The sequence below is a fragment of the Mesorhizobium sp. USDA 3734 genome (genome assembly GCF_056279665.1).
The window spans coordinates 5,107,341-5,129,343 of the sequence record NZ_JBWCCW010000001.1 but is presented as its reverse complement, the minus strand read 5'-3'; the positions used below and the strand labels follow the sequence as shown (position 1 = coordinate 5,129,343).

Annotated in this window: 9 protein-coding genes; 8 read left to right on the top strand and 1 reads right to left on the bottom strand. The window is 60.8% G+C overall.

Annotation, left to right across the window (positions count from 1 at the left end; genetic code table 11):
* Nucleotides 1-48 precede the first annotated feature (48 nt).
* Nucleotides 49-462: a transcriptional repressor gene (locus ACZ89F_RS24570; protein WP_476094602.1), complete on the top strand. Its 414-nt coding sequence runs from the start codon at nt 49-51 to the stop codon at nt 460-462.
* Between the two features lie 338 nt (nt 463-800).
* Here ACZ89F_RS24570 and ACZ89F_RS24565 read toward each other — a convergent pair whose 3' ends face one another.
* The gene (locus tag ACZ89F_RS24565; protein ID WP_476094600.1) at nt 801-1,811 is read right to left on the bottom strand and encodes a restriction endonuclease; all 1,011 of its coding nucleotides are present in this window, start codon (nt 1,809-1,811) and stop codon (nt 801-803) included.
* Nucleotides 1,812-2,249: 438 nt separating this feature from the next.
* On the opposite strand from ACZ89F_RS24565, the gene ACZ89F_RS24560 reads away from it, so the two are divergent.
* From ACZ89F_RS24560 to ACZ89F_RS24530, 7 genes are all read left to right on the top strand, one after another.
* A complete protein-coding gene (locus ACZ89F_RS24560; protein ID WP_476094599.1) occupies nt 2,250-2,492 on the top strand; it encodes a ribbon-helix-helix domain-containing protein in 243 nt (80 codons plus the stop codon).
* Nucleotides 2,493-2,712: 220 nt separating this feature from the next.
* Nucleotides 2,713-6,864: a BREX system serine/threonine kinase PglW gene (gene pglW / locus ACZ89F_RS24555; protein WP_476094598.1), complete on the top strand. Its 4,152-nt coding sequence runs from the start codon at nt 2,713-2,715 to the stop codon at nt 6,862-6,864.
* 35 nt (nt 6,865-6,899) lie between these two features.
* On the top strand, nt 6,900-10,649 hold the full coding sequence (gene pglX, locus ACZ89F_RS24550; protein WP_476094597.1) for a BREX-2 system adenine-specific DNA-methyltransferase PglX: 3,750 nt from the start codon (nt 6,900-6,902) through the stop codon (nt 10,647-10,649).
* Nucleotides 10,646-14,410: a BREX-2 system ATPase PglY family protein gene (locus ACZ89F_RS24545; protein WP_476094596.1), complete on the top strand. Its 3,765-nt coding sequence runs from the start codon at nt 10,646-10,648 to the stop codon at nt 14,408-14,410. Before pglX ends, ACZ89F_RS24545 begins: the two co-directional genes overlap by 4 nt.
* Nucleotides 14,407-17,034, top strand: coding sequence for a BREX-2 system phosphatase PglZ (pglZ, locus tag ACZ89F_RS24540; protein ID WP_476094595.1), 2,628 nt, complete (start codon nt 14,407-14,409; stop codon nt 17,032-17,034). The genes ACZ89F_RS24545 and pglZ overlap by 4 nt, the downstream gene beginning before the upstream one ends.
* Nucleotides 17,031-18,350 carry a BREX system ATP-binding protein BrxD gene (brxD, locus tag ACZ89F_RS24535; RefSeq protein ID WP_476094593.1) on the top strand — a complete coding sequence of 440 codons (1,320 nt, stop codon included), beginning with the start codon at nt 17,031-17,033 and terminating at the stop codon, nt 18,348-18,350. The genes pglZ and brxD overlap by 4 nt, the downstream gene beginning before the upstream one ends.
* A complete protein-coding gene (locus ACZ89F_RS24530; protein ID WP_476094591.1) occupies nt 18,347-20,413 on the top strand; it encodes a DEAD/DEAH box helicase in 2,067 nt (688 codons plus the stop codon). The genes brxD and ACZ89F_RS24530 overlap by 4 nt, the downstream gene beginning before the upstream one ends.
* Nucleotides 20,414-22,003: the final 1,590 nt, after the last annotated feature.

Sequence of the window (22,003 nt, the reverse complement as noted above, 5' to 3'; positions counted from 1 at the left end):
ACTTTCGAGCTTCGACATACGCTAGCATTCAAGACAAAGGAGCGAGCTATGGCAAATAGCGCCCAATGCCAGAACTGCACACAACGCGCCTGCCAAGACAACTGTGCATTTCATTACCCAAACTCTCATGAGCGGATTGCCGAAGCCGTATTTGCGGGTGGCGCCTGCCACTTCACCGCGAACGACATACACGGGAGATTGGAATCCGATCGCGCGAACATATCGCTTGAGGCTGTAAACGACACGCTATTGCGCCTCACGAAAAGAGGAGATCTCAGGCAGCTTCCGCAGTTTTCCTCCCAAGCCTACTATGACACGAACACCGCCACGCATGCACATATCTACGACGAGCACTCGGGCGAGCTTGTGGACGTTCCCGATGATTTTTCCGATGCCATCATCAGATGTCGCTTGGCACTTAAACGTAAGAATGCGGCAGTTTGTGCGGGCGGTGGCACTTAATTTTGAGAATCTCAGCGCGCCAGTTCTCAAATAAGATGCAAAAGGGAGAACCAGGCCACGTCTGACGCCGGCGCGCTATGGCATTGAAAACGTTGAGAAGTCATCGGCTTTGTCTGAGGTAAGATACCTTGATTGATCACTGAAATGCAGAAAAATATCCCGCCAGCTCATTCTCAATTTAACTGCTAGGAATAGCGATATATTCTCAAGTTAAGTGCCAATTATCAAATTAAGTGCAGATCTAACCCACTGGAATCATTGGCTTGGCATTCTCATCATTAAGTGCCACGCGACAACAGAAACGGCTGCTTGTGATCGGTGGCGGGCCTCTCTCGTATCTAAAGAATAACGCCGGCCCCAGGCTGGCGCATGTTCGCGAGCCAACTAGCCAAAGTCGTCCGGTCGGCTACATCAATCGGGTACTGCCGTACGGTTTTCATGTTCATCGCGCCAGGCGAGAGTCGGGATGTGGTCACCACAAGCCCTGACGTCGCTTGTTCATGAACGACGTCAGCGTAGAGAGCTTTCACGACTACCTTCTCTACCAGAGCCTTCTGCCTCTTACACTGCACCACGATGTGAGGACCCATGCCCTTACTTGATGGCAGCCAAGCTCGCACATCAATGCCGTCATCGCCCCGCCCAGGCCCTAGTTGGACTTCAAGTCCCTGCCTGTCGAAATATTCCGCGGTCATTTGTTCGAATTTGCGCCAATGCATTCGATCGATGTCATCAAAGTTCCGATGGAGGAAATCAATGAATCTTTGATCAAAGAACGTTCCGTAGAAGGAATCAAGGCCCTCGCTTTCAAATAGGGCTTTCAACTCTATTGTGTTGTCCCATGTGAAGTTGCGCAGCGTACTCAAGGGATTTGCAATCGTTGAGGCGTTTACCATCTCTATAAATTCCATGAGCATGGAAAGCCCTGTTTTCCCGTGATTGTCAAAAACGAGAATCATCAACTTCGATGGGTCAAGCGACTTTTGTCGGGAGTCAATTTGGCTACGACCTTCGATCTTAAACCATTCAAGCCAAAGTGCCAGAATGTTATTTGCGATAAGATTTTTTTTCTTGTTTCCCTTGTACTTATGGGCAAATGAGATTGTCGGAAATTTGTTATATCTGTGCTCAAGTCGACCGAGTGAATACAGGAAGCTCTCGATTATGTCCTCGTATACCTCTGAACGTATCCGAATCCAGTCATCGTCGCCTATCTCAATGTATTCATCGTAGCCATTGTTTCTGAAATGCGTTGCAAGATCACTGTGGCTGAGAGCCACTCCACATTTGTAGCCAACCACTTCCGATATCGAGCCAAGGAATGACGCTCCATCAAAATTCATTGCCATCTTGAAACTCCGGTATCAAAGGCCTCACGTCGGTCGCCGAACCTGAGCCTAGTCCATCGACCCCATCGCCGCCGACTCCCTGCTCACGAGGGGGCGGCAATATATTCGCCTCGACAGCTCCAGCCTAGCGATTCCAGTGGTGGGAACTGTTTTGACGATGACGCGCATGCGCATCGACGATGCTGACACATGTAGCCGCCTTTCGAGCCTAGATCGCTTCGAAGTAAATACGATCTGGAGCAACGAGAAAGCGCTCCCAAAGTTATGCTTCACGCCATTCGCTCGTTTGGGCTTACACCGAAGACTCCGCTCAACGACGTTGCAATCATGCAGTAATAGCTTGCGCGTCAAGCGGCTGAAAGCGCCCGCAAGGAAACCCGACTCTAATGTGATTCCGTTGATGAAAACTGCATCACTGCGTTGAAATCTGATGCGCTAATGGGTAAGGGTCAGGCTAGGGAGTGGAGGGGTGGCATGAACGAGCGTCCTCGCAAGGCAACGCGGCTGACCGTGAGCCTCGAAGAGCGGGACTATCGGACGCTCAATGAGATTGCGTTGGCGCGAGACGCTTCGATCTCTTGGGTCATCCGCCAAGCCATCCGACAGTTCATCGAGACGACGCCCGAGCCTACACCCCCACCGGGGCCGGTGCCAAGCAGCCACGGAGGTCAAGACCGATGAGGCTTTTTCGGAAGATCGGGACGGGACCAGGCATCGACCAATTGCGCGAATGGCTGACGCCGGGCGAACTTCGTCTCACCAGTATTCTCGCTTTTGGCTCTTGCCGAACCGAAGGACGTCTTGGATCGGGCACAGGCGCGACGGGCTGCTGTTCACATGCGGCGCAGAACTTGGGGTCACCGCCGGGCGGTAGGTTCGGTCTCATAGGAACGAGAAGTGCATGAAGCTGCCTCGTTGGACAGTCGTTAGCCCCTCCGCATTCGAGTGGGAACGTGAGGCCCTGGAGTTCCTCCGCGAGCACCTGCCAGATCACGATCCCTGGCGGGCATGGTCGAACTTCGAATTCGTGGACGATGAGGGTCGTGTCAACGAGGTCGATTTGCTCGTCCTTAGCCCCGCCGGCTTGATGCTTGTCGAAGTCAAGAGTCGACCTGGGACGATCGATGGCGACGCGCATAGCTGGATTTGGACGACGGATGGACGCCGCCACACTGTCGACAACCCTCTCCTGCTGGCCAACCGGAAGGCAAAGCGTCTTGCATCCTTGCTAAAGCGACAGGATGCGTTCGGCCGCGGTGCCAACCGAGTGCCGTGGGTCACAGAGGTCATCTTCCTCTCCAAAGTCCTGCGGCCACCACGTATCGATGCTGGGACCGCGCGCAGGGTCTTCCTGCGAGGCAACCCGCGCAGTTCCTCCGACAGTGGCATCATTGCGGCTCTAACCGGTGCGCTCGATACCGAACTCGGCCGACCGGCATCGGTGGACGCGAATATAGCGCGCACTACCACGAGAGCTATCGAACAGGCAGGTATCCGGCCAGCCGGCCGCGATCGGCGGGTTGGCGACTATCTCCTGGGCTCTCTGCTTGGCGAGGGCGAGGGCTGGCAGGATTTTGTTGCTAGGCATGCGAGTCTCGGAGTGGCGCGCCGCGTCAGGGTTTATCCATACGCCCGTGCCGCGTCCCCCGATGAGCGCGAGCGCCTTGGCCGCATGGCCATGCGCGAGTTCCGCGTTCTTGAGGGCATTGATCATCCCGGGATCCTCAGGGTACTCGACTTCCGTGAAACAGAACTTGGCCCAGCGCTGGTGTTCGAGCATGACCCGATTTCCATCAGGCTTGATCGTTTCCTCCGAGAGAAGCTGTCAGAGTTGACGGCCGAAGCCCGCCTAGGGCTGCTCCGCCAGCTGGCCGAGGCGCTTGGCCATGCCCACGGCAAGCGTCTGTACCATCGCGGCCTGGCACCTCAGAATGTGCTCGTCCACGGAGTAACTGAGGGACAACCTCGCCTTCAGATAATGAACTGGCAGGTCGCATCCCGTGCTGAGGGAAGTCAAACAGCCGTTCCGGTTACCTCCGGCACGCGCAACATCGACGATCATTTTTCTGATCCAGCAAAAATCTATCTTGCTCCTGAGGCGCTCATCGGCGGTGAGGCGGGCGCACAAGCAGATGTCTTCTCGCTGGGCGCCATAGCCTACCATCTGTTCACAGGTCGACCCCCGGCAGAGAGCCCGCTGGATCTGCCCGCGAAGTTGCGGGAGGGGGGCGGGTTGCGGCTTGCTGAGGCAGTCGATGGCGTCGGCACCTTCCTTGAGGACCTGGTCCGCGCGTCTACTACCCCGATTGTTCGTGACCGGATCGCTTCCGCCGGCGAGTTCCTCGAATATCTTGCCCTAGCCGAGACAGACGCGCGCGCACAGGACTCCACAACCACGGTTGATCCGAGCATCGCCAAGCGGGACGACCAGCTGGACGGCGGCTTCGTCGTTCTCCGCAAACTTGGACGCGGTGGCACGGCAGACGCGCTGCTGGTCCGACGCAATGGCGAGGAGGATGAGCTGGTCCTCAAGGTCGCGGTAGACGAGACGCACGGCGACCGTCTGCAGGCCGAAGCAGCCGTTCTTCGCCGCCTGCATCATCAGAACATCGTTCGTATCATTGACACGCTGACCGTCTCTGGTCGTGCCGCAATTCTGATGGAAAAGGCCGGCGACCGCACCCTGGCCGAGCGCCTTCGCGGCGACGACATGCCCTCTCTCGATCTGATGCGCCGCTTCGGGGAAGATCTCCTCCAAGCCCTCAACCACCTAGAGGAACAGGGCGTCGCCCATCGCGACATAAAGCCCGACAACATTGGCATCGCACCCGCGGGCGGAAGCGGCCGTCTACGTCTTGTCTTGTTCGATTTCTCTCTCACTCGCACGCCGCCCGAGAACCTCCAGGCTGGAACGCGTCCTTACCTTGATCCATTCCTCGCACTGAGGCCCCAGCGTCGCTGGGACCTTCATGCAGAAAGATACGCAGCGGCTATTACGCTACACGAGCTCGTTGCGGGGGTCCCGCCCACCTGGGGCGACGGCGCGACCGAGCCCCTCGTCACAGAGGACGAGGCCACGATCGCGACGGACCGCTTCGATCCCATGTTGCGCGAGGGACTGCGAGATTTCTTTACGACGGCTCTGCGCCGGAACGCTGAGGAGCGGTTCGGCAACGCCGAAGACATGCTTCGCGAATGGCGGCGCGCGTTCGAGCCACTAGACCGTGGCGCTATCCCCGAAGACAGCATCGAAACCATTGCCCGCCGTCTAGACCGCCGCAGCACCATCGCCGAGCTTGGCTACAGCCTCGAGGCGCGTGATGTCCTCGACCGCATGGGCGTGCACACCGTCCAGCAGTTGCTAGCCGTGGATCGAATCCGGTTTCGTTACCTCCGCAGCGTCAGCGACAAGGTTCGCCGGGAAATCCGCGAGCGCGCCAAGCGGCTTGCCGAAATAAGGCCCGAGCTGAAGCCAGGTGGTGGGTCGGAGGACGCGCAGGCCTGGGCAAGCGTGGATCAGCTTGCCGAGCTTCTGATCCCGCGCCGCCCTGCAGGCGACGAGACGGCCGAAGACCGGTTACTGGAGCTTTACCTTGGGCTTGAACCCGCGGATGGGCCCGTATCCTGGCCGGCTGCCGGCGAGGTGGCACGCGAAGCAGGCGTTGCTCGCAGCGCTGTGGCCGCGGTGTTGGGCAAGGCGCGCGATCGTTGGCACAAGAGCCGGGAGCTCAATGAACTGCGCACTGAATTGGTGTCCCTGCTGTCGAGTGCCGGCCGTGTTGCCACAGCGGATGAGCTGGCGGCGCTGTTGCTCGCCGCCCGCGGTTCGGTCGAAGACTCCGAGACCGATCGCGGTAGGCTTTCCCGCGCTGTTCTCCGTGCGGCTATCGAACTAGAAGCCTCAGCCAGCGACGCGCCGCGGTTTGCTTCATATGCCGACCAGAACCCAATTCTAGTGGCTCTCAGCCCTGAACTGGCGGCGCATGCCGCTGCACTTGGGGCTATTGCCGACCGGATGGCGCATGAGGATCCGCTTCCCTCGCCTGGCAGGGTTGAAGAGGAATTGAGTCTAGTGGGGCCACCGGATGGCGAGGTTCTACCGCCCGGCCGCGCGCTTCGGCTCGCGGCTGCCGCCTCCACGGGGGCGTCTCTCTCAGCCCGTGCCGAGCTGTATCCGAAGGGAATGGCTCCAGCGACGGCCCTGCGGCTCTCCCTCGGCTCGCTGGCCGGCCCCAGATTGCTGTCCGAGGAAGCTGTTCGGGAGAGGGTCAAGGGACGCTTCCCGGACGCCGCCCAGTTGCCACCACGGCCGGAGCTCGACCGCCTCCTCGACGAAGTGGGCGCGGAACGGATCTGGAGCGACGACGATCCCGACGGGCGTGGTTATGTCAGCCGCTTCGTGACTCCGTCCGACAGGGGCAGCCGTTCCAGTGCGCTGCGCTATGGCACATTGGCAGCGGCACCTCAGGCGACGCCAGAGGTGTTGGATGCCCGGGCCCTGGAAGAAAAGATCGTCGGCGCTGACCGCACAGGGGCCTTTCTCGCGCTGACGGTCGATGTTCGCCGCGCCCCCCGCGCCGAGGCCGAATTGCTGCGCCGATTCGCGCCGCGGGAACGGGTCAGCCTGGAATTGCTATTGCTACGCGAGATGCGTGCCGAGGCCGATGCGCGAAAAGTGAAATGGCCCGTGGTTCTGGCGGCAGATGCGGAAGGACACGACGGGAAGGGTTTCCGCAACCTTCTCCGCCTGGCCACCAAAGCGGCCGAACGCGTGCGCACAACCCTGTTGGCCTTCGACCGGCCGGCGCTGCTGGTGAGTCCCGGGCTGCTCGCGCGGTACGATCTGATGACCATGCTATCAGACCTCGCTCAAGCCTCTGGCACCAGGGGCGGCCCTCCCAGCCTATGGCTGCTGGTGCCGCAGGCGGATGGCGGGATGCCGCGGATCGACGATGCATATCTTCCGGTCATGTCTGCCGCCAACTGGGCCAGGTTGACCGATCCTTGGCTTGCCAACGCTCACCGGGCCGGTGGCGCGCAAAGCGCCGCCTGATTTCCATGGACATTTGAATTCGGACCACCTCATTCATGATCAACGCCGCCAAACTCCTCGCCGACCTGAAGCGCCTCCGAAAGGTGCTCGACGCCGACCTGCGTGTCACCCACGCCGCGGGGGCGCGGCGAGACGCTGTGCAGGCGGAGTGGCGGGAGGCTTTCGACCTCGGCCGGACGCGAGATACCTTCGAGGTATTCCTCGATGGCGCCTTCGACCAATCGGTTGTCCACTGGGTGCTCGGGTGTGTTTTCCTGCGTTTTCTGGAAGATAATCTGTTGGTCGATCGCCCATTCCTGTCAGGACCCGGCGAGCGCCTGGATTTGGCGAAAGAGCGGCAGGAGGCACACTTCCGGGCGCGGCCACATGATTCTGACACTGAGTATCTGCTCGCCACCTTCGAGGCGGCGGCGCGACTACCTGGCCTCGCCGGTCTTTTTGACCCATCTCACAATCCATTGTTTCGCCTGCCAATTTCTGGCGACGGATCGATGGCGCTGATCCGTTTTTTCCGCGAGGTAATGCCGGAGACAGGCGAGCTGGCGCACGATTTCACTGATCGAGATTGGAACACGCGCTTTCTGGGCGATCTATATCAGGACCTCTCGGAGGAGGCGCGCAAACGCTACGCCCTGTTGCAGACACCCGATTTCGTGGAGGCCTGGATTCTTGACCGCGCACTAGAACCGGCGATCAAGGAGTTCGGCCATGAGCGCGTGACGATGATCGATCCGGCGTGCGGCTCTGGTCACTTTCTGCTCGGCGGGTTTGATCGGCTGTTGAGGGAGTGGCGGCGATTTGCGCCGGGCCTGCCTCCCGCAGAACAGGCGCAGCGGGCCTTGGATGCCATCGCCGGCGTGGATCTCAATCCGTTCGCTGTGGAAATCGCCCGTTTTCGACTGCTGATGGCCGCACTCCGGGCCGCGGATGTGCGGCGGCTTACGGCGGCACCAAGCTTCGAGATGCATCTTGCGGCGGGAGATAGCTTGCTGCATGGGCGGCACTTCTTTCGTCGTGAGTTGGGCGGCACCGAAGAAGGCTTTCGGCGCACTCTTCGCCATCACTACGCCGCAGAGGACACAGCGGAGATCGATCGCATTCTCGGCCGGCAGTATCATTCGGTGGTCGGCAACCCGCCTTACATCACGCCGAAGGATGCGGCGATGCGGGACGCCTATCGAGAAATCTATGACAGTTGCCACATGAAATACGGCCTCGGAGCCCCATTTACCGAGCGATTTTTTGACCTTGCTCAGGATGGTACCGGCGAACAGTCGGCAGGGTTTGTGGGGCTGATTGTTGCAAACAGCTTCATGAAACGGGAGTTTGGATCGAAGCTGATCGAGGCGGTTTTGCCGCGCCTCGATCTAACCCACGTCGTGGACTGCTCCGGGGCTTATATCCCAGGACACGGTACTCCGACCGTGATCCTATTCGGGCGCAACAGGCTCCCAGTGGACATCGTGGTACGAACAGTTCGAGGAATTCGCGGAGAACCTTCGACTCCGGACGATCCAGCGCAGGGTCTTGTATGGACGGCGATTCGGGCACAGACGGATTTGGCAGAATCAGTGAGTGATTTCATCAGCACGGAGGACACGGCGCGTATAGCGTTGAAACAGCACCCGTGGAACATGGGCGGAGGTGGTGCAGCGGAAGTGCAGGCGCTCATTGAAGGCGATTGGCCGACCCTTGGTGATAGAGTTTTCCAGATCGGATTCAGTGCCGTCACGGGCGCAGACGACGTCTTTGTCATTGGAAATCCTACGGATCTGGAACGGATCACAGGAATGCGCGGACGGCCGTTCGGTACGGGAGAGGATGTTCGCGATCATCGCATCAACCCTAACCTTGCGTCCGTTTGGCCTTACGACGACGACTATCGACCAATATCGGCGGCCCCAGGCAGTCCGATGCAGAAGCATATGTGGCTGTATCGGACAGTGCTTTCAAACCGAAAACTCTATAGTCGACCGATTCTAGAGACTGGCAAAAAATGGTTCGAGTATGGCGAGGTGAATCCAGTAAAGCAACGAATACCGCTAAGTATTGTTTTCGCTTTTGTTGCTACCCACAATCACTTTGTCCTCGACCGTGGTGGCAGAGTCTTCACTCGGACCGCGCCAGTGATTAAGCTGCCTATTACGGCAACGGTGGACGATCACCTGGTGTTGCTTGGTCTTCTGAATTCCTCGACGGCCTGCTTTTGGCTGAAGCAGGTATTCCACAACAAAGGTTCAACCGTTGACGACAAAGGAGCAAGACAGCGAACAGCGCCATTCGAGGATTTTTATGAATTTACCGGCACCGGGCTGCAACAATTTCCTGTCGCCGCAAACGCTCCCATCGACCTTGCCCGTACACTAGATACCCAGGCCCAACAGCTGGGAGAAAATTTGCCTGCTGTCGTCGCTAGCCGGGCAGCTCCGACCCGCACCGCGCTCGACACGTCCCGCGCAATCGTAGATGCCGTACGCGGCTCAATGATTGCCCTGCAAGAGGAACTCGACTGGCGCTGCTATCGTCTCTATGGCCTGTGCAAGGCCCCTCCCGAGCATGCCGCGCCGCCGCCTTTGCGTCTCGGTGAACGCGCCTTCGAAATTGTTATGGCCCGCCAGATTGCGGCCGGCGCCGTCGAAACCACCTGGTTCAGCCGCCACGGCTCTACCCCAATAACCGAGCTGCCCAGGCATTGGCCGGACGATTATCGCCGTATAGTGGAACAGCGCATCGCCCTGATCGAGACAAACGCTACGGTCGGCCTGATCGAACGGCCCGAGTTTAAGCGTCGATGGTCGATGGAAACCTGGGAGGAAATGGAACAAGCTGCATTGCAAACTTGGCTGCTCGGCCGTCTAGAGGCTCCGTCTATCTGGACCAGCGGCGATGCGCGTCTTCTGTCAACCAACCAGCTGGCTGACCTCCTCCGCCGGGACACCGAGTTTCTCTCGGTCGCCACGCTTTATGCAGGGCGGCCTGACGTGGATGTCGAAGCTCTGGTGGCGGACCTCGTGGCCACAGAATCCGTACCGTTTCTCGCCGCCCTCCGTTACGCGGACGCCGGCCTGCGCAAACGAGCACAATGGCAAACAACCTGGGAAAAGCAGCGGCGCGAAGACGCGATCGACGCCGTCGTCGCCGGGCGCCGCGAAGACTTCCGCGCTCAGGCCGAACGGTGGGCGCAGGAGGGATGGCGCGCTGTCAATCCACGTCGCCCAGAGGAGGGACCCGAGCCCTACGCGATCCGCATGCATGCAGGCGCAATCGAAGCCGAGGAGCGCGCGATCGACAAGCTGGTCGCCGAAGAGCAACGGCGCAGGAAGCGCGAGGAAGTCGGCGACATTCCCGTGCCCCCGAAATACGTCGCCAAGGATTTCCAGACCACAGATTTCTGGCGCCTGCGAGGCGGCCTCGATGTACCTAAGGAGCGATTCGTATCATTCCCGCAATGCCAGCGGGATGCGGACGGCAGCCTGGTCGTCACCTGGGCTGGCCACAACCATCTCAAGCGCGCCCTGGCGATCGCTGCCTATTACCAGGAACGCAAGGACCAGGATGGTTGGCCGACCGAACGGCTGATCCCTCTTCTGGCAGGCGTAATCGAATTGGTGCCCTGGCTCTTGCAGCGGCATAACGACTACGACCCCGATCTCGGCGCGCGGATGGGGGATTACTTTGTTGATTTTGTGCAATCGGAGGCCAGGGCGCTCGGCATGACCGAAGCCGCCGTAGCCGCATGGACACCGCCCGCCACACCCCGTCGCGGCCGGAGGATCGCCGCATGATCGACACTCAAGCCCCGCTACTGCGCGAACTGATCACCATCCCGGAACGGGTGCATCAGGGCGATTTCGTCCTGAAACTCTCGGAAGGCGTGTCTGACGCCCATGCCGCCGAGACGGTGGCGAACTACGTTGTCACCGATCAGCTCCGGCGGTCGTTCGACCAAGCGCTCGGCTTTATCCAGCGCGCGACCGAGGAACGCAAGAGCGCCGCCTGCTACCTCCATGGCTCGTTCGGTTCAGGCAAGAGCCATTTCATGGCGGTGTTGAACCTGCTGCTTGCCGGCAACGCTCGCGCCCGTGCGATCCCCGAGTTGGCGCCGGTAGTGGACCGGCACAACACCTGGACCCAGCAACGCCGATTCCTGATGGTGCCCTTTCACATGATCGGCGCCCGGGATGTCGAAAGCGCCGTGTTGGGTGGCTACGCGGAGTATGTTCGCCGCATCCATCCCGAGGCGCCGGTGCCAGGTTTCTATCTCGGCGAGCGATTGTTCGAGGACGCCAAGGGTCAGCGGTCGCACTACGGTGACGACGCTTTCTTTGCCAGGCTGAACCAGCGCGATTTCGCAGAAAGCGACTGGGGAGATCTTGAAGACGCATGGGACGCGGGGTCGTTCGACTCGGCCATGCTTGAGCCGCCGAGCGGCGATCAGCGCCAGCGTTTGGTCGGTGATCTCATCAGCCGACTGTTCACAGGCTATGCCGACGTGGCCCTCACGAAAGGCGAGGCCTTCGTTGATATCGACACCGGCCTTGCCATCATGAGCAGCCACGCACGCGGCCTTGGCTACGACGCGGTGGTACTGTTCCTTGACGAGCTCATTTTGTGGTTGGCGACTCGGGCCGCCGACGTGAATTTCGTCTCGGCCGAGGGTGCTAAGTTGTCGAAGCTGGTTGAGGCTCAGCGGGCTGACAGGCCCATTCCCATCATCTCCTTCGTCGCGCGTCAGCGCGACCTGCGGGACTTGGTTGGCGCAAATCAGGCTGGCGCGTTGCAGCTCCAGTTTGCCGACACGCTGCGCTACTGGGAGGCACGGTTCGACCGCATCAACCTTGAAGACCGGAATCTGCCGCTTATCGCTCAACGGCGTCTCTTAAAGCCGCGGGATGACGTTGCCGAAATGCAGATCGACAATGCTTTCGACGAATTCTTCAACCGCCGTAAGGAGGTTGTTGAAACGCTGCTCGGTTCGGACGGTGAACGGACGATGTTCCGGCAGGTCTATCCGTTTAGCCCAGCGCTTGTGCAGGCGCTGATTGCTGCATCTTCCGTGCTGCAGCGGGAGCGTACCGCGCTGAAGCTGATGCTGACGCTGCTTGTCGAACGAAGGGACGAGCTGCGGCTAGGCAGCCTGATTCCGGTTGGCGATTTGTGGGACGCGATCTCGACCAGCGACCAGCCTTTTTCGGACGGCATGCGGATTCAGTTCGAGAATGCTCGAAAGCTGTGGACGCAGAAGCTGCTGCCTCTGCTGGAGCGGACCCACAGCGTCACCTGGCAAGACATGGCCGAGGGACGCGCAGACGTGCCGGCCGCGGCCAGCCTGTGCAACGATGCGCGCTTGTTGAAGACCTTGTTGCTGGCCGCATTGGTGCCGGAAGTGGAAGCGTTACGTGCGCTTACGGCAGCGCGGCTGGCGGCGCTCAATCACGGCAGCGTGGTTTCCCCCATTCCGGGGCGCGAAGGCGGGGCGGTGCTGAGTAAGCTTCGTACCTGGGCGGCTCAGGTCGGCGAAATCAAAATGACTGATGACACGAATCCGGTCATCTCATTGCAGATCACCGGCGTAGATGTCGAGCCGATTCTCGCTAACGCAGCTCACTACGACAATGACGGGAATCGTCGGCGTAAGATGCGCGATCTGCTGTTCGCAGCACTTGGGATTGGCGAACCCAACGGCGGCGAACTGTTAAATGCGCAGGGCTTCATCGAGGTACCGCATCTCTGGCGCGGAACGCGGCGCCAGGTGGATGTTTGGCTGGAAAGCATCGCGGAACTTTCGGACGAGCGTCTGCGAGGACGCGTCGGAACACCGACCCTGCTGCTTGGTCTGCCGTTCGATGCCAGTGGCCGGACGATAGCGGACCATCGCGCGAGGCTGGCGCGCTTCACCGAGGAACCGGAGACGATTGCATGGTTGCCCTCACCGTTCGGCGACCGGGCGCTGAGGGATCTCGGCACGCTGCTGCGGATCGACTATCTGCTGGTCGGATCACGCCTGGAGGAGAACTCTCCCAACCTTTCGGCGATCGATCGGCAGCAGGCGCGATCGCTGCTCCAGAACCAGCAAAGCCAGCTTCAGGGTCGTATGCGCATGGTGCTGGAAGCCGCCTACGGGATCCGGCAAGATCAGGACGGCGCCTTAGCAGTCCAGGTTTCAGCCGAGGATCATCTTGTCTCGCTCGACGGGACGTTCCGGCCGCAACCGCCAGTCGGCTCAGCACTCAAGGAAGCCTTGGGCGCGCTGCTGGATTCTACGTTCGCTCATCGCTTCCCGGCCCATCCGATCTTCGAGCAAGAAGTAAAGACAGCCGCTCTCAACAAGGTGCTGAAGGAGATTGAAGCTGCGGCCGAGGAGCCGCAGCAGCGGCGCTTCATCGAGGACCGGGCCATGCGCCAGATCCTCGGCGGGTTCGCCGGCCCGCTCAAGCTAGGCACGATGAACCAAGGCCTGACCCATTTTATTCTCGAGGATCATTGGGCCAACCACTTCGCACGCTTGGCGGCGCAACAGGGCGGCGGCGCCATGACGGTGAAGCGGTTGCGGTCGCTGATTGACCAGCCGCGGCCGATGGGGCTGCCGCGAGAGGTGGAGAACCTAATCATTCTCGCCTGTGCGGCTCAGGCAGATCGGACGATTTCGCTGCGCGGCGCACCGGTCCGCGGCTCTATCGAACGGCTAGACGACGACGCCGAATTACTCGCGCAACCTCTACCTGACGAGACGACGTGGACGAAGGCGCGGGAGCGCGCGGCGGAGATCTTTGGCCTTGTGCCGTCAGAGGTGCGTAAGGGGGCGACCATCGCACGACTGGCGAGCGAGGTGCAGGAAAAGGCGCAGGCTGCGCGCGCACCGCTGGCTACGCTGACCGGCGTGTTGCGGACGAGAATGGCGGCTGCGGGCGTGACGCCTGAGAACGCGCCGCGCATGATCACAGTGCTGTCGGCTTCGGTTCTCGTGACTGAACTGACCGTCGGTGTCGAGCCATTGGCGGTGGTGCAGACGCTAGCAACGTCGGACCTTCAGACTAGCGAAGCTGCCGTCGGGCGATCGATATCGGCAGCGAGCGGCCTTTCGTCGTTCCTGACATCCTTCGAATGGGATGTCTTGGCCGCAGCCACAACCCTATCGGACCATCGGCGTGTGGCGGCCGAACAGATTGCCCGCGCTGTCGGGGAGGCACTGGAGGCGGACGAACACGTCGTCCCACTCGAGGCACGGATGCGGGATGCACAGCGGAATGCATTTCGTGTGTTGGCTGCCGCGGCGCCAACTGGCGGCGAGTCCGCCGCTGGTGCCGGTGGGCGAAATGGCACCGCGGACGATCGGGATCGCCCTCCGGTTGGCGGTGTAGAGCCAGGCGATGAGTTCGTTGGCGCTGGCCGGAGCCAAGAGGTATTGGAGCAGAGATCTTGGGATGTGCTTCCGCTTGATGACGCAAAGGCAGAGCTTGACCGTCTTAAGTCTCTTCTCGACGCTGAACCGGGCGCGCGTCTGATGATTTCATGGCGGCTGACACGCGACGGTGGAAAAGAGTGAGCCCACTTCTCGCACCTTCTCGTCGACAGCTTGAGGGCTTTCTGGACCGCGAGCCTGAGGCACGTGTTCTCGGAGTGCGTTCGCCGATACGCCGGCCGTGGCCCGAATTTATAGAGCGTCGCGGGAAGCAGTTTAGGATCGCATGGTGTGAGAGCCCGCTGGAGATCCGGGAAGCCCTTGCCGGGATCGAGGATGCTCCTGATGCGAGGCTTCTGCTGATCACCCATCTCGAAGAAAGTCTACTTGGCGCAGACGTCGTAGCCCGTTTTCCGCGTGGCCGGCTCATGGCGGCCAGCCGGTGGGACGCGCTTCGTGCTGCATTCTCCGCGCGTGATCTTGACCCACGGTTGCGTGGTCAGGATTGGCTTTCTGATTTGTTGTTGGAGCGCCCCCCAGCGACTGGATACCCGCCAGTCCCAGGCGGAGTACTGGACCTCGACACCGCTTGGCGCTTTTGTCTGGAGCATGCGGTCGGTTTGCCGGAAGCGCGAGCGGATGTTGGGGCGCTGCTTGCGTGGACCGCTGGCGAAGGAAATCTTGATCGGTTCGAAGCTCTGCCCCAGGCCACTCGAGACAAGATCCTAGAGAAAGTTGCAAGCGAGGGCGGCAGCGCCGCTGCTCTGGTGACCAGGGCGGTGTCGGCTGGCCATGGGGCGGACGCGCTCGCGATTGGGTTGGTGTGTGGTGTGATCTTCGCGCCGGGCGGACCGAGCGACAGCCTGCGAGACGCAGCGGTACGGCTGGAGCCGGCGTTCGGCAGTAGCAGGATTGCACCCGATGCAGGGAGCATGTTGGCCGACGCTGCGGGGCGCGTCATTGCGCGGCTGGATGGTCCCGCAGCACAAAGGCAGCAAGCGCGGGCATCCATTTGGTTGGATACGGTCCGCGCCACGGAATACGCTGGCCTGAGCCGTGCGCTCACCGCCGGGCTTGAGGCGCGGCTTGTCGCGGCCGCGGAGGCGATTGCCCAGGCCGCGGAGTCAGGTGATACACAAGGCCTTGCAAGCGCCGCTCGGTTGGTGCGCTCGGCGCTTGACCACGAACGCGCCGGCGATCATCGCGCCAGGCTCGACCGTCTGCAAATGGCCGCCAGGCTTTGTCGCTGGATCTCGGGCAGGCGCAGGTCGATGCTGGGGTTTGGCAGTGCAGCCAGGGCCTATGCCGAGGAGGGCGGTTTCGTGGACTGGGCACGCACATCGCTCAGGGCGGGCGACAGTGTTCCGGCTGTAGCCGCCGCCTATGCGCGACTGCGCGAACTCGCCGGTATTCGCCGCGAGGAAGAGAACAGCACCTTCGCGGACTCACTCCGCGATTGGAACGCCGGCGGTGCAGGTGGCGAGGAGGCGTTACCAATCGAGCGCGCCCTCGATAGCATTGTCGCACCTCTTGCTGCACACGCGCCGGTTCTGCTGCTGGTTCTCGATGGGCTCAGTTTCGCGGTTGCGCGTCCACTGGTCGCCGATATCGCGCGTCAGGGTTGGACCGAGCTCTCCCCAGCAGGCCGACCTTCGCCGCCTCCACTTGTGGCGGCCCTTCCCACTGTTACCGAAGTTTCGCGGACAAGCCTCCTCTCTGGGCGCCTTGTCCGCGGGAATGCCGCAGCGGAGCGCGCGGCGTTTGGGGTGCATCAACGGCTCCGCGGGGTATCGCGAGCAGGGAAGCCGCCGGTTCTGTTTCACAAAGCCGATCTTGGTGTCGGACCGGAGTTGGATGAGCGTGTTCGAACCGCTTTGACCGATACGGGTCAAAGAGTTGTCGGCATCGTCCACAACGCGGTCGATGCGCAACTTGCAGGATCGGACCAGATCGAAGTCCTCTGGTCCACGGAGGTCCTACGCCAACTGTTGCCTGTGCTGAGAGCGGCACGCGAAGCTAGCCGCCTCATTATTCTGACCAGCGACCACGGTCACGTTCTCGATACTGGAACCACCCACATCCAAGCTGGGCCCGGCGACCGCTGGCGATCCGGCGGGCCTGCGCGGGACGGAGAGATCGAAGTGCGCGATGGCCGCGTGATGTCTCCTGATGGGACACTGCGGGCGGTCCTGGCCTGGAGCGAACGGCTTCGCTATGCCGCAAAGCGCAGTGGCTACCATGGGGGTGGAAGTCCTCAGGAAGTTTTGGTTCCGCTTGCAGTCCTGACCAGTGGAGCCGCACCCCCAGACTGGGTTGAGGCGCCTCCCTCTGAACCCGCCTGGTGGGGCGAGGACGGAGCATCGCCAGTGGTGACCAGCGTCACACCACTTCGGCCGGGCCGCCGTACTGATAAAAGGCAAATTGGCCTGTTTGACGTCACACCAGCAGCGGATGCCTGGATTGACGCACTCCTGGCATCGACCACCTATATTGCCCAGCGAGGGCTTGCGGCACGTGGTGCGCCCGAAGATCCGGTTGTACGAGCGCTTGTCTCGGTTCTTTCAGCGCGAGGTGGGCGGCTCTCACGCACGGCACTGGCGCAGGCGCTTCAGTTGCCTGCGTTCCGTGCCGCCGGCCTCGTTAATGCGGCGAGACGCGTGCTCAATGTTGACCAGGCGCAGGTTCTCTCTCTCGATTCGAAGACAGACGAGGTCTTCCTCGATGTCCGGCTTTTGCGGTTGCAGTTCGAGATCGGCGAAATGGCATGACTGGCCCACATCGACGCGCCGAGATTCTCGATGCGCTTCGCCGAGGTACAGTACCGCGGGATGGCCTCGCCTCGTTCGCGGTGGGGATGGAAAGGTTCGAAGCCGCGATTGACGCCGACCTCGCAGCTGTTGCCTTGGGCCGGGGCGGCTTCAAGGCGGTCCGTGGCGAATACGGGAGCGGCAAGACCTTCTTTGCCCGCTGGCTTCAGGATCGCGCCCGCGCGGCAGGCGGCTTTGCAACAAGTGAAGTCCAAGTTTCGGAGTCGGAAACTCCCCTGCATCGCTGGGAGACAGTGTACCGTCGCCTCGCAGAACGCCTTGCAACTGCCGATACCCCGGACGGCGCACTACGGTCGGTCGTTGATGCTTGGTTCTACACACTTGAAGAAGATGTACTCGCGTCAGGCAACGTCGATCCTCGTGACGCGGACCGGTTGGTTGCTGCTACGGACGCTCTCGTGGAGCAGAGGCTCTCGACAATCTCGCGTACGGCGCCGGCCTTCTCCGCGGTCTTGCGTGCATATCGGCGTGCACTCCTGGTTGACGACGCGGCGCTTGGCGAGGGTTTGATCGCGTGGCTAGGTGGTCAACCGAACGTCGGTGCCGCAGTAAAGCGCGCTGCTGGTGTTAAGGGCGATCTCGACCCATTCGGGGCTATGCACTTTCTGGCTGGGCTTTTGACCATCCTTCGAGACTCTGGGCGGCCGGGGCTGGTGCTCGTGCTTGACGAGGTTGAGACATTACAGCGGATGCGCGCCGATACACGCGAGAAGGGGCTCAACGCTCTCCGGCAGCTCTTGGACGAGATGGACTCCGGGCGCTATCCCGGGTTGTTCCTTCTCGTGACTGGAACGTCTGCTTTCTTCGATGGGCCGCAGGGCGTTCAGCGCCTTCCTCCGTTAGCGCAGCGTATCCACACGGACTTTGCCACCGATGCGCGTTTCGACAATCCGCGAGCCGTTCAAATAAGGCTTCCAGGATTTGATCTGGATGCCCTAGTCCAAGTAGGGGCTCGGGTCCGCGATCTCTTTGCCGAGCAAGCGACCCAGAGCGCCCGCGTCCGTGCGGTCGTCGACAACGCTTACCTTGAATATCTTGCTCGCGCAGTCGCTGGCAGGTTTGGCGGTCGAGTTGGTGTAGCGCCTCGCCTTTTCCTTAAGAAGCTTGTCGCTGACGTTCTCGACAGGGTGGATCAGTTTGCGGACTTCGACCCGCGGCGACACTACGCGCCGACGATTGATGAACTGGAGATGTCGGTCGCGGAGCGTTCCAGCGTAGGCGCAGCTTCGGTCGACAATGTTGAGCTTGAGGTGTGAGCCCGTTCGAGCAGCTTCATCCGGCCATTCGATACCATATCGTTAATACGTTGGGATGGGGTGACCTCCGCCCGACCCAGAGGGACGCAATTGCTCCGATCCACGCCGGTGAGGATTTACTCCTCCTTGCGCCGACAGCCGGTGGAAAGACCGAAGCAGCATTCTTGCCGCTGCTCTCACGCGCGGCAAGCCAAAGCTGGACCGGTCTTTCGGTTCTGTATCTGTGCCCGCTCAAGGCGCTGCTGAACAACCTTGAGCCTCGGCTCAACCGGTACGGAGGCTTCGTTGGGCGCAAAGTGGGCCTATGGCACGGCGATGTCGGCGAGTCCGCGCGCAAGCGGATGCTGAGGGACGCGCCGGACGTTCTTCTCACCACGCCAGAATCGATTGAGGCAATTTTGGTATCGGCTCGGGTCGATCACCGGTCTCTGCTAAGCAGTTTACAAGCGGTTGTGGTGGACGAACTGCATGCTTTCGCTGGTGACGACCGGGGATGGCACCTACTCGCAATTCTTGAGCGTCTCGAACGACTAGCTGGGCGCCGCCTTCAACGCATTGGCCTTTCGGCGACGGTTGGAAATCCGGACGACTTATTGGCGTGGCTCACTCGGAACAGAGGCGGCAGAATAGTCGGCTCAGGCGCCGGGCCACCCACCGGCGACGTTCTGACCGATTATGTCGGCTCGGTTGAAAACGCAGTGACGGTCCTGTCTCGCGTTCATCGGGGTGAGCGACGGCTCATATTTTCCGACAGCCGAGCTCGGGTTGAGCAACTTGCGTCAGGATTGCGCCGCGCTGGAGTGAGGACATTTGTCTCTCACGGTTCTCTGTCTGCCGACGAGCGGCGCCAGGCCGAAGCCGCCTTCGCTGCCGAGCCTGACTGCGCGATTGTCGCTACGTCAACGCTGGAGCTGGGGATCGACGTTGGCGACCTCGACCGAGTGATACAGGTCGGCGCACCACCATCTGTCGCTAGCTTTCTCCAGCGGATGGGTCGAAGCGGCCGCAGGGCGGGCACGGTTCGCAATTTTCTTTTCCTGGCGACAAACGACTCCGAACTGCTTTTGGCGCTGGGTATCGCCCGGCTCTGGCGAGAGGGGTACGTTGAACCCGTGGAACCTCTCGCTCAACCCGCTCACCTCTACGCGCAGCAGGTGATGGCTCTGGCGCTGCAAGAAAAAGGCATCGCGCGTAGTGACCTGGACGATTGGCTTGGAACGACGTTCAAAGCCGTGTCGGCGGGCGACCAAGCGGATATTATTGATCACATGATTGCGACCGGGATGCTGCACTCGGATGCCGGTGTAGTTGGGCTGGGAGCGCGTGCCGAGCGCGAATTTGGTCGGAGGCACTTTGGCGATCTCGTCGTCAGCTTTAGTAGTCCAATGCTCCTCACGGTTATGTTCGGAAGAACCGAACTCGGCGCCGTTCACCCGCTCGCGCTCGGGCCACATAGCAACGAGCCCATTGTGATACTCCTGGCCGGACGTAGTTGGCGCGTAGTGGAGGTTGATTGGCCACGTCGACGGGTATCCGTCGTAGCCGCTCAAGGTGAGGGGCGAGCACGCTGGCTGGGGGGTGGAAGGCCTGCATCGTTCGCCGTTTGTCGCGCTGCGGAGTCGGTTATCGCTGGAGCTTCGCCAGGGTGCGGGCTTTCGCGTAGGGCGGCGTCCAAGTTAGAAGAGGTCCAGGAGCAACTTCCGTTTGTCGACGGGACAAAGATTCCGATCGTCCACGACGGACAGGATAGTTTCCGTATTTGGACCTTTGCGGGCGGTCTCGCGAATGCAGCGCTGGCCCAGGCCATTCCGGGACCCAAAGCGCACTCGGACGATTTTTGTATTACGATTAGGGTCGGAACCGTTGCGGCGGCGATCGATGCTTTTTCAAAATTGGATGCAGTCTCGATCCGTCCATCATTTTCAACAGAGCTGATCAGAGACTTAAAATTCAACACATGCCTTTCCGAGAAAATCGCAGCCTCCACAATTGAGGCGCGTCTCCTTGATCGAGAGGGTATTCAAGCGACGCTTACGCGTAGAACACGGCTAGCGCACGAATAGCATGGCGGAGGTGAAACTCGAGTGACTGGCTTCAACCACTACCGGGGATGCTGCTGTGGCTGGTGTGTCAACTATGGCTACGCTCAGCAACGATAAGCTCAAACACGGAACAGGTCACTCTCGTTGACGCCGCTGGAGCGTCCATCGCAGTCAGCGTGACGCCGGTTGCTCCTGCTCAGGAACCATACGGATTGCGTGAACCATTGCTTTCATTAGGTTTTCGGCTTGGCGTTGTTTAGCGTACTTTCAACGCGATGCCCTCGGGCAGGCTGCGGCGCATTGGTCTTGTCACGTGGCACTTAAACGTGAGAATGCGGCGGTTTCGATCACTTAGGCAGTTAATTTGAGAATGCCGAAGGCCAGGATTCTCAAATTAACTGCTAAGGCATTAACTCTCAGGCCGCGCGATTTGGGCATTCGTTCGGCGCTGTGCCAAGCCACAGCAGAAACGGCTCCGCCGATTCTCGTGCGCTCCATTCTCAAATTAAGTGCAATACGTCGCCTCGAATTCTCAAATTAAGTACCCATTCTCAAATTAGGTGCAAAGCTAAGCCTCTGAAATCATTGGCTCTACATTCTCATAATTAACTGCCAAGCGACACACGCGGGCAAGCTGGCGCGCATAGCCCCGCAATCCCGCGTGACGGCGGCGACTATGCTGATGCTCCTACGGTCGCCCTGTTGAACCGGTCTCACGGCCACGAAATTTCTCCGGCATCGAACTGACTTGGTCTCGCTGGCGGGCATTTCGGTGCTTCCGCCTTGTACGCCCTTGTATTGACGGCAGCGAAGGAGGCCCTCCAATCCGCGCCACCGCAACCGTTGCGGCAAACAGGGGTGCGTTTATGCGGCACATCCCAAATCTGGCGCAAATCCAACCGATTGGCGGCCACTGCCATTCCTGCGGCGACATGGCTATAGCGTTCTTTCCGGTGCCGAGCTGATAGTCACTCGCAAATGTGTGTCATGCACTGGATGCACGGTGTGGTTGCAAAATCCGGGACGTTGTGCTAGGGCATGTAACACGAAGAGGCTTTCGAATGAAGCGGATGCAAGAAAAGGACATTCCGGCGTTCGTGCAGGAGGTGGCCGCAACCGGCTGCGATATCTGTGCCGTCGGTCCGGCTTACTACACCATGGGCGATTCCGATGTTCCGCGCGGCAGTCGGAGGGGGCTGTACAAGAAGCTCGCCGACATCGACGCGCGCTACGGCAGCCGCGATCACCTGCGTTACCAGATCGTGGCACACCTGGCCTCGATTGGCCGCTATATCGACGCGCCTCCACCGGACGAGGGACGTGGATCGATAGTGAGGCACCCGATTTGGACGAGGTCACGCCTTACGACATGGCGCACCTCCCGACCTACGCAGTCCTGCTGTTCGCGGAGGCCGAGGGCGCTGACTGGGGCAAGGTGGCACGAGCCACCTTGAACATTGACCCAGAGCGCCAGCCGGAACGGGCACGTCGGGCCTGGGCGTCGCACTTGGCGCGGGCGCGGTGGATGGCGACGAGCGGCTGCGGGCAGCTTCGGGGCGATTTGCTGCAATAGGACATCGGCTGCCCGTAAGGAAGCCCCACCGGCAGGCC

Excerpts from the sequence above, each read along its gene's own strand:
- ACZ89F_RS24570 (WP_476094602.1), top strand. The coding sequence starts at position 49 with ATGGCAAATAGCGCCCAATGCCAGAACTGCACACAACGCGCCTGCCAA.
- ACZ89F_RS24565 (WP_476094600.1), bottom strand. The coding sequence starts at position 1,811 with ATGGCAATGAATTTTGATGGAGCGTCATTCCTTGGCTCGATATCGGAA.
- ACZ89F_RS24560 (WP_476094599.1), top strand. The coding sequence starts at position 2,250 with ATGGGTAAGGGTCAGGCTAGGGAGTGGAGGGGTGGCATGAACGAGCGT.
- pglW (WP_476094598.1), top strand. The coding sequence starts at position 2,713 with ATGAAGCTGCCTCGTTGGACAGTCGTTAGCCCCTCCGCATTCGAGTGG.
- pglX (WP_476094597.1), top strand. The coding sequence starts at position 6,900 with ATGATCAACGCCGCCAAACTCCTCGCCGACCTGAAGCGCCTCCGAAAG.
- ACZ89F_RS24545 (WP_476094596.1), top strand. The coding sequence starts at position 10,646 with ATGATCGACACTCAAGCCCCGCTACTGCGCGAACTGATCACCATCCCG.
- brxD (WP_476094593.1), top strand. The coding sequence starts at position 17,031 with ATGACTGGCCCACATCGACGCGCCGAGATTCTCGATGCGCTTCGCCGA.